Origin of the sequence: Amycolatopsis sp. SID8362 (assembly GCF_010550475.1) — a bacterium.
GTDB lineage: Bacteria > Actinomycetota > Actinomycetes > Mycobacteriales > Pseudonocardiaceae > Amycolatopsis > Amycolatopsis eburnea.
The window spans coordinates 1-13527 of record NZ_JAAGNB010001024.1 but is presented as its reverse complement, the minus strand read 5'-3'; the positions used below and the strand labels follow the sequence as shown (position 1 = coordinate 13527).

Annotated in this window: 15 protein-coding genes; 10 read left to right on the top strand and 5 right to left on the bottom strand. The window is 72.0% G+C overall.

Annotated features, from left to right (window positions below; genetic code table 11):
- Positions 1–246, bottom strand: a 246-nt coding sequence (locus G3I65_RS32300; protein ID WP_160699459.1) for a MerR family transcriptional regulator, incomplete at its 3' end; no start/stop codon positions are given.
- Positions 247–420: 174 nt separating this feature from the next.
- Here G3I65_RS32300 and G3I65_RS32295 point away from each other — a divergent pair.
- The 5 genes from G3I65_RS32295 to G3I65_RS32275 all read left to right on the top strand — a co-directional run bounded on the left by G3I65_RS32295 (position 421) and on the right by G3I65_RS32275 (position 5191).
- A complete protein-coding gene (locus tag G3I65_RS32295; RefSeq protein WP_160699458.1) occupies positions 421–1158 on the top strand; it encodes an alpha/beta fold hydrolase in 738 nt (245 codons plus the stop codon).
- Complete coding sequence (locus G3I65_RS32290) at positions 1155–1697, top strand: TetR/AcrR family transcriptional regulator (RefSeq protein WP_160699457.1); 543 nt, start codon at positions 1155–1157, stop codon at positions 1695–1697. Before G3I65_RS32295 ends, G3I65_RS32290 begins: the two co-directional genes overlap by 4 nt.
- 85 nt (positions 1698–1782) lie before the next feature.
- Positions 1783–2919, top strand: a complete 1137-nt coding sequence (locus tag G3I65_RS32285) for an LLM class flavin-dependent oxidoreductase (RefSeq protein WP_160699456.1) — start codon at positions 1783–1785, stop codon at positions 2917–2919.
- Positions 2916–4199: an NtaA/DmoA family FMN-dependent monooxygenase gene (locus G3I65_RS32280; protein WP_160699455.1), complete on the top strand. Its 1284-nt coding sequence runs from the start codon at positions 2916–2918 to the stop codon at positions 4197–4199. Before G3I65_RS32285 ends, G3I65_RS32280 begins: the two co-directional genes overlap by 4 nt.
- A gap of 74 nt (positions 4200–4273) precedes the next feature.
- Positions 4274–5191 carry an ABC transporter substrate-binding protein gene (locus tag G3I65_RS32275; protein WP_309235834.1) on the top strand — a complete coding sequence of 306 codons (918 nt, stop codon included), beginning with the start codon at positions 4274–4276 and terminating at the stop codon, positions 5189–5191.
- A 108-nt stretch (positions 5192–5299) separates the two neighbouring features.
- On the opposite strand, the gene G3I65_RS32270 is transcribed toward G3I65_RS32275, so the two are convergent.
- On the bottom strand, positions 5300–6112 hold the full coding sequence (locus G3I65_RS32270; RefSeq protein ID WP_160699454.1) for an alpha/beta fold hydrolase: 813 nt from the start codon (positions 6110–6112) through the stop codon (positions 5300–5302).
- Positions 6113–6212: 100 nt separating this feature from the next.
- Between G3I65_RS32270 and G3I65_RS32265 the strand changes: the two genes are divergently transcribed.
- Genes G3I65_RS32265 through G3I65_RS32255 form a run of 3 tightly spaced genes read left to right on the top strand, consistent with a single transcriptional unit; the run spans position 6213 to position 9807 of the window.
- Positions 6213–6593 carry a helix-turn-helix domain-containing protein gene (locus G3I65_RS32265; RefSeq protein ID WP_160699453.1) on the top strand — a complete coding sequence of 127 codons (381 nt, stop codon included), beginning with the start codon at positions 6213–6215 and terminating at the stop codon, positions 6591–6593.
- A 40-nt stretch (positions 6594–6633) separates the two neighbouring features.
- Positions 6634–9648, top strand: coding sequence for a P-loop NTPase fold protein (locus G3I65_RS32260; protein ID WP_160699452.1), 3015 nt, complete (start codon positions 6634–6636; stop codon positions 9646–9648).
- A gap of 12 nt (positions 9649–9660) precedes the next feature.
- Complete coding sequence (locus G3I65_RS32255; protein WP_160699451.1) at positions 9661–9807, top strand: hypothetical protein; 147 nt, start codon at positions 9661–9663, stop codon at positions 9805–9807.
- Here the strand turns inward: G3I65_RS32255 and G3I65_RS32250 are convergent.
- Positions 9797–10399, bottom strand: coding sequence for a TetR/AcrR family transcriptional regulator (locus G3I65_RS32250; RefSeq protein ID WP_160699450.1), 603 nt, complete (start codon positions 10397–10399; stop codon positions 9797–9799). The genes G3I65_RS32255 and G3I65_RS32250 overlap by 11 nt on opposite strands.
- Before the next feature lie 85 nt (positions 10400–10484).
- Between G3I65_RS32250 and G3I65_RS32245 the strand changes: the two genes are divergently transcribed.
- A complete protein-coding gene (locus G3I65_RS32245) occupies positions 10485–11954 on the top strand; it encodes an FAD-dependent oxidoreductase (protein WP_160699449.1) in 1470 nt (489 codons plus the stop codon).
- Here G3I65_RS32245 and G3I65_RS32240 read toward each other — a convergent pair.
- Positions 11951–12583, bottom strand: coding sequence for a lytic polysaccharide monooxygenase (locus G3I65_RS32240; RefSeq protein ID WP_160699448.1), 633 nt, complete (start codon positions 12581–12583; stop codon positions 11951–11953). The two genes, G3I65_RS32245 and G3I65_RS32240, sit on opposite strands and share 4 nt — an antisense overlap.
- Positions 12584–12742: 159 nt before the next feature.
- Between G3I65_RS32240 and G3I65_RS32235 the strand changes: the two genes are divergently transcribed.
- Entirely contained in the window at positions 12743–13198 is a 456-nt protein-coding gene (locus G3I65_RS32235) for a MarR family winged helix-turn-helix transcriptional regulator (RefSeq protein WP_160699447.1), read from the top strand.
- Here the strand turns inward: G3I65_RS32235 and G3I65_RS32230 are convergent.
- On the bottom strand, positions 13170–13527 hold a 358-nt coding region (locus G3I65_RS32230; protein ID WP_160699446.1), incomplete at its 5' end, for an alpha/beta hydrolase. The two genes, G3I65_RS32235 and G3I65_RS32230, sit on opposite strands and share 29 nt — an antisense overlap.

The window sequence follows — 13527 nt, the reverse complement described above, 5'->3', positions numbered from 1 at the left end:
GCCGAGCACGACCCGGGCCGCGCGGCCGGCGTCGAGCACCCCCAGCACGTCGGCCACCTCGGCCAGCGACAGCCCGCCGATCTCGCGCAGCGCGCAGACGAGCCGCAGCCGCTTGACGTGCTCGGGCGTGTACTGCGCCTGGTTCGGCCCGACCCGGCGGCCGGCGGGCAGCAGTCCCTCGCGCAGGTAGTACTTCACTGTCGCGACCGGAACACCCGTTTCCGCGCTGAGCTCGGCCATCCGCATTGCGCCCGGTTCCCCGTTCTCCGCCCGCACGCGCGGGGGAGCCCCAGTGAACCGCCCGCGGGCGGGGCCGGCCCAGCGGCGGGCGCGAAGTCTGGTGGGACCCCCAGACTTCCTAAGTGGGACGCTGTCCCATATAGTAACCGGGACAATGTCCCACTTGAAGGGTGACCGTTCATGACGACGACGTACGTACTGGTCCACGGCGCTTGGCACACCGGGCAGGCCTGGGCGCGGGTCGTGCCCCACCTGGCGGCGAGCGGCCGCCGCGTCTTCACCCCGACGCTGACCGGCTACGGCGAGACCGCGCACCTGCTCGGTCCCGACGTCGGGCTCGGCACGCACACCGCCGACGTCGTGCGGCTGCTGGTCGAGGAAGACCTGCGCGACGTCGTCCTGGTCGGCCACAGCTACGCGGGACTGGTGATCTCCGCCGTCGCCAACCAGGTGCCCGAGCGCATCGCGCGGCTGGTCTACCTCGACGCGATGGTGCCCACCGACGGGGAGAACGCGCTCGACGTCATGCCGGCCACCCGGACCATGCTCGGCGACGGCTGGCGCGTGCCGCCGCTGCCCGAGCTCCCCGCGCCCTTCGGCCTGTTCGGGGTGACCGATCCCGGCGACATCGCCTGGGTGCGGACCATGCTGGGCGACCAGTCGCTGCGGTGCCTGGAAGAGCCGGTGGCCATGGACAACCCGGCGCTCGACGCCATCCCGCGCACGCACATCCACTGCACGGTGAAGCCCGAAGGGTTCGACCGGCGCCCGGTACCCGCCGTGCAGCCGAACGGCGAACCGGCGGACGTGCGCGAGCTGGCCACCGGCCACGACTGCATGATCACCGCGCCGGCGGAACTCGCCGGGCTGCTGCTGGACGTCGGCGACCGGGCCGGGGCCGGTAGCCTGCGGACGTGAAGCGTGCCGACGCGCGGCGCAACGCCGAGAACGTCCTGGAAGCCGCGGCCGCGGTGTTCGTGACCTCCGGCGTCGAAGCGCCGATCCGGGAGATCGCCGCCCGGGCCGGGGTGGGCACGGCGACCATCTACCGCCACTACCCGACCCGCGCCGACCTGATCCTCGCGGTGTACCGGCTGCAGGTCGAGTCACTGGCCGAAGCCGGCCCGGCGCTGCTCGCGAGCGAACCGGGGCCGCACCGGGCGCTCGTGGCGTGGATCGACCGGTTCGTCGACTTCGTCATCACCAAGCAGGGCCTCGCGTCGGTGCTGCAGTCCGACGAACCGTGCTACGACCCGCTGCACGCGTACTTCCTGGAGCGCCTCGGGCCGGTGTGCACGCGGCTGCTGGACGCGGCCGCGGCGGCCGGTGAGATCGAGCCCGGCCAGGACCCGTACGAGCTGATGCGCGGCGTCGGCAGCCTGTGCGCGGGCGCGGGCACCGCCTACGACCCGCGCCGGCTCGTGCGGGTCCTGGTCAACGGGCTGCGCCGCACCTGAGCGTCCGAGGGGTGGGACGGCCGCCGCCCGGCCGGCCGGTTTCCGCACGATGACCGCGTACCCCCGGCGCGAGCGAGGAACCGCGATGAGATTCCAGGTCCTGGACATCCTGCCCCACCTGACGAACCCGGTGACCGGCCGCCGGATCCGCACCGACGAGCGCTTCGCGCAGGCACTCACGTCGGCGCGCTACGCCGAGGAGTTCGGGTTCGACGCCGTCGCGCTCGGCGAACGCCACGCCGGCCACTTCCTGAGCAGCGGCGTGACCGTGCTGCTGGGCGCGATCGCCGCGACGACGAGCCGCGTCCGGATCCAGACCGGCGTTTCGGTGCTGTCGATCCACGACCCGCTGCGCGTCGCCGAGGACTACGCCACCGTCGACCAGCTGTCCCGCGGCCGGCTGGAACTGGTCATCGGCAAGGGCAACGAGCTGCGCCAGCTGCCGATGTTCGGCATCGGGAACGGCGACCAGTGGGACGCGCTGGCGGAGAAGTACGCGCTGCTGCGGCGGCTCTGGCGCGAGGAGGACGTCACCTGGGAGGGGCGGTTCCGCGGTCCGCTGCGCGAGGTCACCAGCCTGCCGCGCCCGTTCGCCGGCGCGCCCCGCGTCTGGCACGGTTCCGCGACCACGGTGACGTCGGCCGAGCTGGCCGCGCGGTGGGGCGACCCGCTGTTCTCCGCGAACGCGATCCAGCCGCGCGACAACTACACCGTGCTGATCGAGCACTACCGGAAGCACTACGCCGAACACGGCCACGACCCGCGCTTCGCCTTCGTCGGGGCGGGCGCCGGGTTCCTGTACCTGGCCGACACCACGCAGGAGGCGCGGGAGGCGTTCGGCCCGACCTACGAGCGGATCGTCGAGTACTTCAACCAGCCGGGGAACCACACGCCGGGTAACGCGATGGAGTTCCCGACCATCGACGACGCGATCGCGCGCGGGCCGGTCCTGGTCGGCAGCCCGGCGCAGATCACCGAGAAGATCCTGTGGTGGCACGAGGCCTACGGGCACGACCTGCAGTCCTTCAGCCTGCCCACGATGATCCCCCACGAGCAGCAGCTCGCCATGCTCGAACGCTTCGCCGCCGAGGTCGTGCCGGTGGTGCGCGCGGCCGCGCCGACGGCATTGTGGACCGGGCAGGACCCGTACGGCGGCCGCCCGGCCGTCCACGGGCGCACCGCCGCCGACGCGGCGAGCACGATCGAAGGAGCCGCGCTGTGAGTTCGTTGCACTTCAACGCCTTCATCTGGCCGAACGGCTACCACGAGTCCGCGTGGCGGGTGGTCGACGACGACGTCCGCGGGGTGCTCGGGCTGCCGTACTACGCGGACATCGCGCGGACCGCCGAGCGCGGCCTGATGGACTCGATCTTCCTGGCCGACAACATCGCCATCGCCGAATACCGCGTGACGCACCTGCCGCAGACGCAGTTCGACCCGGTCGCCGTGCTGTCCGCGCTGGCCGCGGTCACCGGGAAGATCGGCCTGATCGGCACCGGGTCGACGACCTACAGCAAGCCGTGGGAGCTGGCCCGGCGGTTCGCCACGCTGGACCACCTCAGCGGCGGCCGCGCGGGCTGGAACATCGTCACCACCATCACCCCGCTGGCCGCGGCGAACTTCGGCGAGCAGGCCCACCCCGACCACGCCGACCGGTACGAGCGCGCGCACGAGTTCGTCGACGTCGTCACGCGGGCGTGGGACAGCTGGGACGAAGACGCGATCGTCGGCGACCGCGAGAAGGGCGTCTGGGCCGACCGCGCCAAGCTGCGCGCGCCGCGCTTCCACGGCCGGTTCTACGACGTCGAAGGCGTCCTGCCGTTCCCGCGGTCGCCGCAGGGGCGGCCGGTGCTCGTCCAAGCGGGACAGTCGGCCGCGGGGATCGGGCTCGCGGCCCGGTACGCGGAGCTGGTGTTCTCCGGCCCGCCGTCGCTGGAAGCGGCGGTGAAGTTCCGCGCCGAGCTGGACGCGCAGGTCGTCGCGGCGGGCCGGGACCCGTCGGCCGTCAAGGTCCTGCCCGCGCTGATGGTGACGCTGGGCGGCACGGAAGCCGAGGCGAAGGCGCGCGCGGCGCGGCTGGAAGAGCTGGCCAGCCCGGAATTCCGCTGGCAGAACGCGTTGTACACCGCGGGCCTCGACCCGGACGCGTTCGACCCGGACGCCCCGCTGCCCGCCGGACTGCGGGACGGCGGCGGCTCGTCCCGGCTGCAGCAGCTCGCGGCGGCGGCGCGGGAGCGGCCCGAGGCCCCGCTGCGCGAGATCGCGGCGCGGATCACCGGCGGAGCGGGGCAGACCCACTTCGCCGGCACGCCCGAGCAGCTCGCCGACCACGTGCTCACCTGGCAGGACGCCGGCGCCGTCGACGGGTTCACCATCATGGGATCGACGCTGCCGTACGAGCTGACCGCGTTCGTCGACCACGTCGTGCCGATCCTGCAGCGCAAGGGCCGGTACCGGACGGAATACGAGGGCTCGACGCTGCGTGCGCACCTCGCCGGGTGATCCCAGCATGTGGTTTCTGTCGGTGGTGCTGGCTAGGGTCCTGACCGTCCGATCTTGACGAAGGAGAGTGGGACGTGGGCTGGACCCGGAACATCCGAGTGGCCGCGCTGCTGGCGGTGGCCGCTCTGGGCCTGACAGCGTGCGGCGGCGGGGACGACAAGCCCGCCGCGGCGGGCAAGGGCGGGGCGCCGATCGTCGTCGCGTCCTTCAACTTCACCGACAGCCAGATCCTGGCCGAGATCTACGCGCAGGCGCTGGAAGCCAAGGGCTACCCGGTGGCGAAGAAGCTGAACCTGGGCTCGCGGGAGCTGATCTACCCGTCGCTGAAATCGGGCGAGCTGCAGTTCATCCCGGAGTACCAGGGCTCGGCGATCGCCGCCGGCTTCGGCAAGGAGCCGGTGAAGGACGCGAAGGGCGAACACGAGCAGCTGGCGAAGCTGCTCGAACCCAGCGGCGTCTCGCTGCTGGACTACGCCCCGGCCGAAGACAAGAACACCTACATCGTGAAGGCGGATCTGGCGCAGTCGAAGGGCATCGCGACCATCGGCGACCTGAAGAAGCTCGACAAGGCCGTCCTGGCGGGCGGCCCGGAGTGCGAGAAGCGGACGACGTGCTTCAGGGGCTTCACGGACGTCTACAAGCTGACGAACGTGACGTTCCAGACGGTGCAGGAGCTGGGCCCGCGCGTGCAGCAGCTCGATTCCGGCGCGGTCACGGTGATCCCGGTCGACTCGGTGAGCCCCCTGGCCGGCGACCCGAAGTACGTGGCGCTCAAGGACGACTTGAACATCGTGCCCACGGAGAACGTGGTCCCGGCGGTGAACAAGAAGATCTTGGACGAACGCGGCCCCGATTTCGCGGCGGTGGTCAACGCGGTGAGCGCGAAGCTGACGACGGAGGGGATGCGCGAGCTGAACAAGCGAGTGGATTCGGAGGGTGAGAAGGCAGCGGACGTGGCGAAGGACTGGCTGGGACAGCAGGGCTTGGGCTGACGCTGCGGGTGCCGGACCGGCGGTTCCGGGGCGCCCCGGAATCGCCGGGCGGTGGCGGCTCGTGCAGCCCTCGCCAGCTGGACCTGCGGACCGGCCCGCCGCCGCTCGTCAGCCGAGCAGCAACGGCACGAGGGCGTCGGGCCGGTCCAGCGGAATGATGTGCCCGCAGTCCTCAATCAGGTGCTCCGTGAGGTCGTCGGCCACCGGACGCAGCTGCCGGGCAAGGGCGTCACCCACGGGATGCGAGCCGATCGCCGTCGTGGGCACGGTAAGCCTTCCGCCCGCGACGGCGTCGGCGATCTGCCGCGCGCTTTCCGGCATCGCCCGGTAGTGCTCGAAAGCGCGCCTCAAGGCGGAGCGCCCGGTGTACGCGGCCGTGAAGTGGTCCCGGATCGCCGCCGGCACTCCGCGCCCCAGCGTGCCGGCGTCGAGGAACCACTCGACGTACTCGGCCTCGTGCCCGGCGAGCACCGTCTCGCCGAGGCCGGGCACGGCGTGGAACCCGAACCACCACGGCGGCCCGCCCGCGAGGAACTCCTCGGCGCCGGGCAGCCGCCCGAGCAGCGACTCCATCAGCACGACCCGCCGCACCCGCTCCGGCCGACGCATGGCGAGCAGGAACGCCGGTGGCGTGCCCGCGTCGATGCCCGCGACCGTCGCCTCGGGTTCGCCCAGCGCGTCGAGGAGCGCTTCGGCGTCGTCGGCGAGGGTTCCCGCGTCGTAGCCGCCGCTACCGGTGGTCGCGCCGAGGCCGCGCAGGTCCGGTGCGATCACGCGGTGGTGCCGGGCGAGGTGCGGGACGACCTCCGTCCACAGCCGCCAGGTGTGCGGGAAGCCGTGCAGGAGCAGGAAAGCCGGTCCCTGCCCGGCGATGGCCACGTTCACCTCGATGCCGTTCGCCTTGATCCGCAGCTCGCGCACGTGACGTCCTCCAGGGGGTTACCATTGGTTACCGGCTGAGCGTAAGTAACCGGCCCGGCCGGGCCAAGACGGCACTTTCCCGACAGGTGGTGAGCTCCAGGTGACCCCCTCACCGAAAGGCACGCGCGGCGACCTCTTCGACCCCGCCTGCCCGACCCGCAAGCTCCTCGACCGCATCGGCACGAAGTGGACGTCGATGGCGGTCAAGGTGCTGGCCGAAGCCGCCCCGGCCGAGGTGCGGTTCGCGGAGCTGCAACGCCGCATGCCGGGCGTCTCGCAGAAGATGCTGTCGGCGACCCTGCAGAGCCTGACCGGCGACGGGCTCGTCGCCCGCCGGGTGGAGCCGACGGTCCCGCCGAAGGTGCACTACCGCCTGACCGAGCTGGGCCTGTCCCTGGAAGTCCCGCTCGCCGCCTTGCGGACGTGGGCGGAGGAAAACATGCCGGCGATCGACCAAGCCCTGAAACGATCACCCGGCTGAGGGCGACTCACCGAGGGTGAACGACACTCCGCCCACCGTCGTGAAGCTTATCCAGGCGTCGGGCCGCACGCCGGGCCCGCGGATCCCCGAGTTCGCCGCGACGGTCTCGGCCGCGCAGCGGTACCGCCAGTTGACGGGGGCCGGCGACACCGCCGGGATCAGCAGGTCCACGGCGCTCGTGGCACTCATGATCCTGGACGAGGGCATCAGGCGCGCGCTGCTGGACAGCGGAGTGGAACCCGACCGGCTCGGGTCGATCCTCTCGCTCGACAAGCTCACGGTTGGCTCGTCCGCCGGTGACGGGCCGATGGCACCCGAGTTCGCCGGCGCCCTCGACGCCCACCTGCGGGTGCTGCCGCCCGGCCGGGTCGTCGACCTCGCGGACGTCGCGATCGCGATCATGCGGTCGGTGCGGAGCCAACGGGGCGGCGAGCTGCCCCTGCGGCTGCAGCAGATGGGCGCCGACGTCGACCTGGCCCTGGCTAACCTCTCACGGCTCAACGGGACGGCCACCCACGGGCTGGTGCCGTTGTCGCGCAGCATGCAGGCGGTGGCCGACAGCCTCCCCGCGACCGGGCTGACCACGGTGGAAATCGTCCGGGCGATCGCGCGACGGCACCCGGAGTACGCCGCCGGCCGGCTGGGGTCGGTCGTCACCCGGAGCCCGCGCCGGCAGCGCGACTGGGACGAGTGGTACGAGCTGGTCGCGCGGTGGTTCGACGCCGACGTCGTCGCGAAGACCCGGCACGAGGTGCTCGACGGGCGGTTGTTCCTCCTCGGGCTGGGGCTCGAAGCGCCCAACCTGCTGGAGTCGCTCAAAAGCGAGGGCGCCTGGAGCGCGCTGCTCACGGAGATCGACGAGGCCGTCGCCCCGCCCGGGTCACGCCTCTGGCCCGTCCTGAACGGCGTCCGCTTCGACCACGGCTACCGCAACGACGGCACCGGCGGCGCCGACCAGCTCGACGTCCAGGGGTACGTCGACGCCGTCTGCGAAGTCATCACCGACCCTGAAGTCACGCCGCCGCTGTCGATCGGGCTCTTCGGGAAGTGGGGCACCGGCAAGAGCTTCTTCATGGAGAAGATGCGCGAACGGATAGCTGCCCGCGTTCCCGGCGACGGCAAGTTCACCATCACCCAGATCCGCTTCAACGCCTGGCACTACGCGGACACCAGCCTGTGGGCGAGTCTCGCGATCGAAATCTTCGAGCGCCTGGCCGACCCCGAGCCCGTCGACCCCGGCCTCCGGGAGAAATGGCACCGCAGCCACGGCGACGCGCACCGCGCCCAGCGCGAGGCGCTGCTGTCCGAGCTCGAGACCTACCGCGACGCCAAGTCCACATTGGACGCCGAGTGCGTGCAGCTGGAAGGCGAGCGCAAGCAGCTCAAGCGACGGCGGGCCCAAGCCGCGGAGAAGCGCAAGACGGAGATCGGGAAGGTCCGGCTGACCGACGTCGCCAAAGAGCTCGCGAAAAACCCCGAAGTCCAGAGCAAGCTGCAGGACATCTCGAAAGAGCTCGGCTTCGAACCGGCCGTCGACGAACTCTCCGGGCTCGGCAAGGACCTCCGCACCACAGCCGGTTACCTGCCCGCCCTCTGGCGTGGCATCAGCCGCAAGTCCCTGTTCGGGACGCTCGCCGCCGCGTTCGCCGTGCTGGCCGTGCTCACCATCGCGCTCGCCGGGCGCGGGGGAGTCGAGTGGCTCTACTCGCTGGGCGCCACCGCCGCTTCGATCGTCGGCGTCACCCAGCTGATCCGGCCGGCCGCGAAGCGGGTCAACACCGCGCTCGGGCACGTCCAGGACGCGATCCGGATCACCGGCGAGGCCCGGGAAACCCTGCGGAGCAAGCGAAGCCGTGAGGAGCGCGTCCTCGACCTCGAACTCGCCGACGCCGAGCGCGCGATCGCCGAGACCACCCAGGCCATCACCGCGCTCGACGAGAAGATCGCGACCGCCCGGGCCGCCGCCGAGGCGCTCAGCGTCGGGCGGAAGCTGTACGAGTTCCTCAGCGAACGCGCCTCCGGGTACCAGAAGCACCAGGGCGTGGTCGGCACGCTGCACCGCGACTTCCGGCTCCTCGACGCCCTTCTGCGCGATCACAGCAAGAGCGTCGAGGCCGGCGTCAAACCCGTCTCCCGCGTCGTGCTCTACATCGACGACCTCGACCGGTGCCCGCCGGCCAAGGTCCTCGAGGTGCTCGAAGCCGTGCACCTGCTGCTCGCGCTGAAGCTGTTCGTGGTCGTCGTCGGCGTGGACCCGCGCTGGCTGAGCAGCAGCCTGTGGCACCAGTACCGCGATCTCGCCGTGGGCGGCGATCCCCGTACCGACGCCTACCTGCGCGGCATGCCGATCGAGTACCTGGAGAAGATCTTCCAGATCCCCTTCACCCTGCCCGAAATGGAGCCGCCGGCCTACGCCCGGCTGGTCGGGAGCGTCGCGGAGCTCCCGCTGCCGCCGGTGCCCGCGGATTCGCCGGACACGATCGACACCGGCCGGCAGGTCGTGACCACCAGCGAAAAGGGCACGCAGGGCCGGGCCAAGCTGGTCGTCGAGCCCGGATCCGCGGCCGCCGCCGACCCGGGGGAGCGGATCGGGCTCACCGGGCCCGAGGTGGAATTCGCCCAGCAGCTGGGCGCCCTGGTCACCAGCCCGCGCGCGGCGAAGCGGCTGATGAACACCTACCGCCTGATCCGGGCCACGCGGCACGTCGGGTCACGCTCGCGTTTCCTCGGCGGCGACGGCCGGCCGGGCGAGTTCCAGGCCGTGCTGACCCTGCTCGCGGCGGTCGCCGGCCACCCGACGCTGGCGAACCCGCTGCTCCTCGCCCTCCAGGACGCGGACGGCGACAGCTGGGCGGGTTTCGTCGCGCAGCTGGCCCCGGGGACGAAGGACGCCGAGCCTGGTGAACTGGCCCCCGCTGTCCCCGCCCACGACTCGGCGGAATGGGCGCGCCTGCACCGCGGCCTGGAGGCGAGCCACCGGCCCGGGGTGCTCGACGACCTCGCCACCTACCAGCGCTGGGGCCCGGTGATCGCCCGGTTCGGGTTCACTCTCTAGCTCCGGTCGGGCGTGCTCGACGACCTCGCGACCTACTGGTGCTGGGCCCGGCGATCGCGCCTCGGGTTCACCCTCCAGACCTGGCCGAGCGTGCTCGACGACCTCGCCACCTACCAGCGCTGGGGCCCGGTGATCGCGCGCGTCGGGTTCACCCTCTAGCCCGGTCGAGCAGCGGCAGGAACAGCTCGTCGACGATCGCCCGGATGCGGGCGGGCGACGGCGGCTTGAGCTCCATGAGCAGATCATGGCGCACCAGTTCGAACGGCATTTCGAGCAGGGCGTCCGGCAAGCGTTCGAGGTCGATCTCGCCGCGGTCGTGGGCGCGCCGGTAGACGGCCCGCTCGCGGGGGTTCGCCTCCTCGCCCATCATCTTCGAGCGAACCTCCGCGGGGGTCAGGCCGGTGCCCGCCAGCAGCCCCGAGAACGCGGTGGCCGCGGCGATGGCGAAGAAACTGGCGCGGCTTTCGCTCACCGCTCGCAGTTTGGCGATCAGGTCGCCGCGCAGGGTGCCGGTGTCGTGGTCGGCGACCGGGTGCGTGGCGCGGTACTGCTCGAGCGCGGCCAGGACGACCTCGTCCTTGTGGGCCCAGCGGCGGTACAGCACGGCCTCGCTGGTGCGGGCGCGGACGGCGATCGACTCCATCGTCAGGCGCGCGTACCCGGTCTCGACCAGCTCGGCCCAGGCGGCGGCGAGCAGTTCGGCTTCGAGCTGCTTGCCGTGCCGGCGGCGGCGGACGGGTTCGGTGGGCACACCTCACGATAGATAGGAATGACTTTCTCGACAACCGGGGCTACGCTGTTAAGAAAGTCATTCCTTTCTTGTGAGAAGAGGGACCATGTCACCCGAAGTGCTGATCGCCGGTGCCGGCCCGACCGGGCTCACGCTGGCCTGCGAACTCGCGCGCGGCGGCGTCCCGTTCCGCCTGGTCGAGGCCGAGCCCGGCCCGCGGCCGGGCTCGCGCGGCAAGGGGGTCCAGCCGCGCTCGCTCGAGGTGTTCGACGACCTCGGCGTGGTCGACCGCGTGCTCGCCCACGGCCGCCTGGCGATGCCGATCCGGTTGACCGGCCCGGACGGCCGCGTGACGTCGAACGGCCCCGCGCCGGCGGGGGAGCGGCCCGGCATCCCTTACCCGGCCGGCCTGATCACGCCCGAATGGCGGGTCGAAGAAGCCCTGCGGCTGCGCTTGGCGGAGCTCGGCGGCGCCGTCGAGTTCGGCACCGCGCTCGACGGCTTCGAGCAGTCCGGCGACGGCGTGTCGGCGGTGCTAGTCAAGGACGGCCGGGCGGAAACCATCGCCGCGCGGTGGCTGGTGGGGTGCGACGGCGGCCACAGCGTCGTCCGCAAGCGGGCCGGGATCCCGTTCGAGGGCGAAACCCGCGACGAGGTGCGGATGATCGTCGCCGACGTCCGCGTAGACGGCCTCGGCCGCGACGCCTGGCACATGTGGACGCACGGGGAAGGGTTCGTCACCCTCTGCCCGCTGCCGTCGACGGAGCTGTTCCAGTACCAGGCGTCCGTCGCGCCGGGCGAGGATCCCGGGCTCGGCCTGGCGAACCTGCGGGCGGTCCTCGAACGGCGCAGCGGCCGCACCGACCTCCGGCTCGGCGAGCCGGAGTGGGTTTCGCTGTGGCGCGCCAACGTCCGGCTCGCTGCCCGCTACCGCGAGGGGCGCGTGTTCCTCGCCGGCGACGCCGCGCACATCCACTCGCCCGCCGGCGGGCAGGGGATGAACACCGGCATCCAGGACGCGCACAACCTCGGCTGGAAATTCGCGATGGGCGCCTCGCCGGTGCTGCTCGACAGCTACGAGGCCGAACGGCGCCCGGTCGCCGCGGACGTGCTCGCGCTTTCCGACGCGCGCCTCAAGGAGGCGATCGAGGAGCGGAGCATCCCGATCCGCGGGGACGCCCGGACGACGCAGCTCGCCGTGAACTACCGCGGCTCCGTCCTGGCGCGCGACGACCGCGACGAGACGGCCGCGCTGCGCGCCGGCGACCGGGCTCCGGACACGACCGGTCTGTCGACAGTGGACGGTCCGCGCCGGCTGTTCGACCTGACCCGCGGCGGCGGCTTCACGGTGCTGGATTTCGGAAGCGCGACACTGCCACCCGGCCCGCGGACCTTCCGCGTGGTGGACCGGCCGGCCGGTGCCGGCGAAATCGCCGACACCGCCGGTCACCTCGCCGAGGCCTACGGCGCGACCGAGCGCACGCTCGTGCTGATCCGGCCCGACGGCCACCTCGGCCTGATCTCCGACGCGGGGGACGGCGAGGCGGTTTCGGCCTACCTCGCCGCGCTCCGCTAGCCGAAGTTCACGTCACTGCACCACATGTAGGTCTGGTCCAGGTGCGAGGCCTGCCAGATCGTGAAGACCACGTGGTGTCCCCGGTAGGCCCCGGACGTCTGCACGTCGAACGTGATGTCCTTGGCGGGGGCGTACTTCCCGGTCTGGGTGATGAAGTCGAGGTTGCCCCAGCCGAGGCGCTGGGTGGTGGGGTCGAACCCGGTCTTGCTGACGTAGACCCGGAAGTAGTCGGCCCCGTGGCTGGCCTGGTCGTACAGGTGCATCGAGAAGCTGCTGCCGAGGCTGGTCGTCTTCCACGCGCCCGGGGTGTTGAGGGAGTCGTTGCGGGACAACGCGTTGCTGCAGAGCTGACCGTCGGGTGTCGAGCCCTGGAAGTTGCCGCCGAGCCCGTCCCGCAGCGCGCTCATCCAGTTCCACATGGTGTCGGCGTTGGCCTGGAAAGCCTGCCAGCACATGGGGTCCTGCTGCTGCATGGCCGGGTTCGTGTGCTGGCTGCCCCAGTCCGTCCAGCACTGGTAGGCGCGGGTGGCGGGGCTGACGATGGTGCCGTGCGCCGACGCCGCCGGTACCCAGATGAGCAGTCCGGTCAGCGTGGCGATGATCAGCGCGAGGATGTTGCACTTGCGCATGGATGGGCCTCCATTCTCGGCGATGAGGTGGTGCTGATCCATGTGGGAGCGCTCCCAGTGCGGAACGGAGCTTAGCGGCGAATCGGGCAAAGTTCAACCAACAGCACCGCCGGGTTGTTGGACTGTTCCGCACGAGAGCCGGGTCGTTAAGCTGGTGACGTGGCGACCCGGGCGGAGCGGAACGCGACGGACCCCGACCTGGGTGTCCTGTCCGGCCGGCTGCTGTTCGCCGTCCAGCGGGAGCTCTTCGCCACGCTCGCCGCCCAGGGCTTCGACGACCTGAAGCCCCGCCACGGCGCCGTGCTCGCGTACCTGGACGACGGCGGCGTCCGGGCGACCGAGCTGTCCCGCTCGTCCGGGCAGCACAAGCAGATCATCGGGACGCTCGTCGACGAACTGGAAGCACTCGGGTACGTGGAACGGCGGCCCGACCCGCGTGACCGGCGCGCGAAGCTGATCTGCCCCACCGGGCGCGGGCTCGCCCAGATGCGCGCGGCCGACGCGATCATGGCCGCCATCCAGCGGCGGCACGAGGAGCGCGTCGGGCCGCGGGACTACCAGGAGTTCAAGCGGGTCCTCATCGACATCACCGAGCACCAGCGCGGCCGGTCCTGACGTCGATCCACTCGGCGACGGACGGCCAGACCGGGTGCTGGGGCCGCGTGACGTCGAAGTGGGTCCCGCCGTCGACCTCGACGTAACGGCGTTCCCCGCTCTTCTCCGCGTAGCGACGGCTCCACTCGGCCGGGACCACCTCGTCCGCGGTGCCGTGCACCGCCAGCACCGGGACGCCCGCGTCGGCCAGGTCGAGCGGCGACGCCCAGCCGAGGTGTTCGTGCCCGCCCAGGAGGAGGGGGACGACGCCGTCGCCGACGGTTTCGGCGATGGCCGGCCACAGCTCGGGGCGGGCCGGCTCGGGCGCGTCCTCCGGCGGCTCGGCCGCC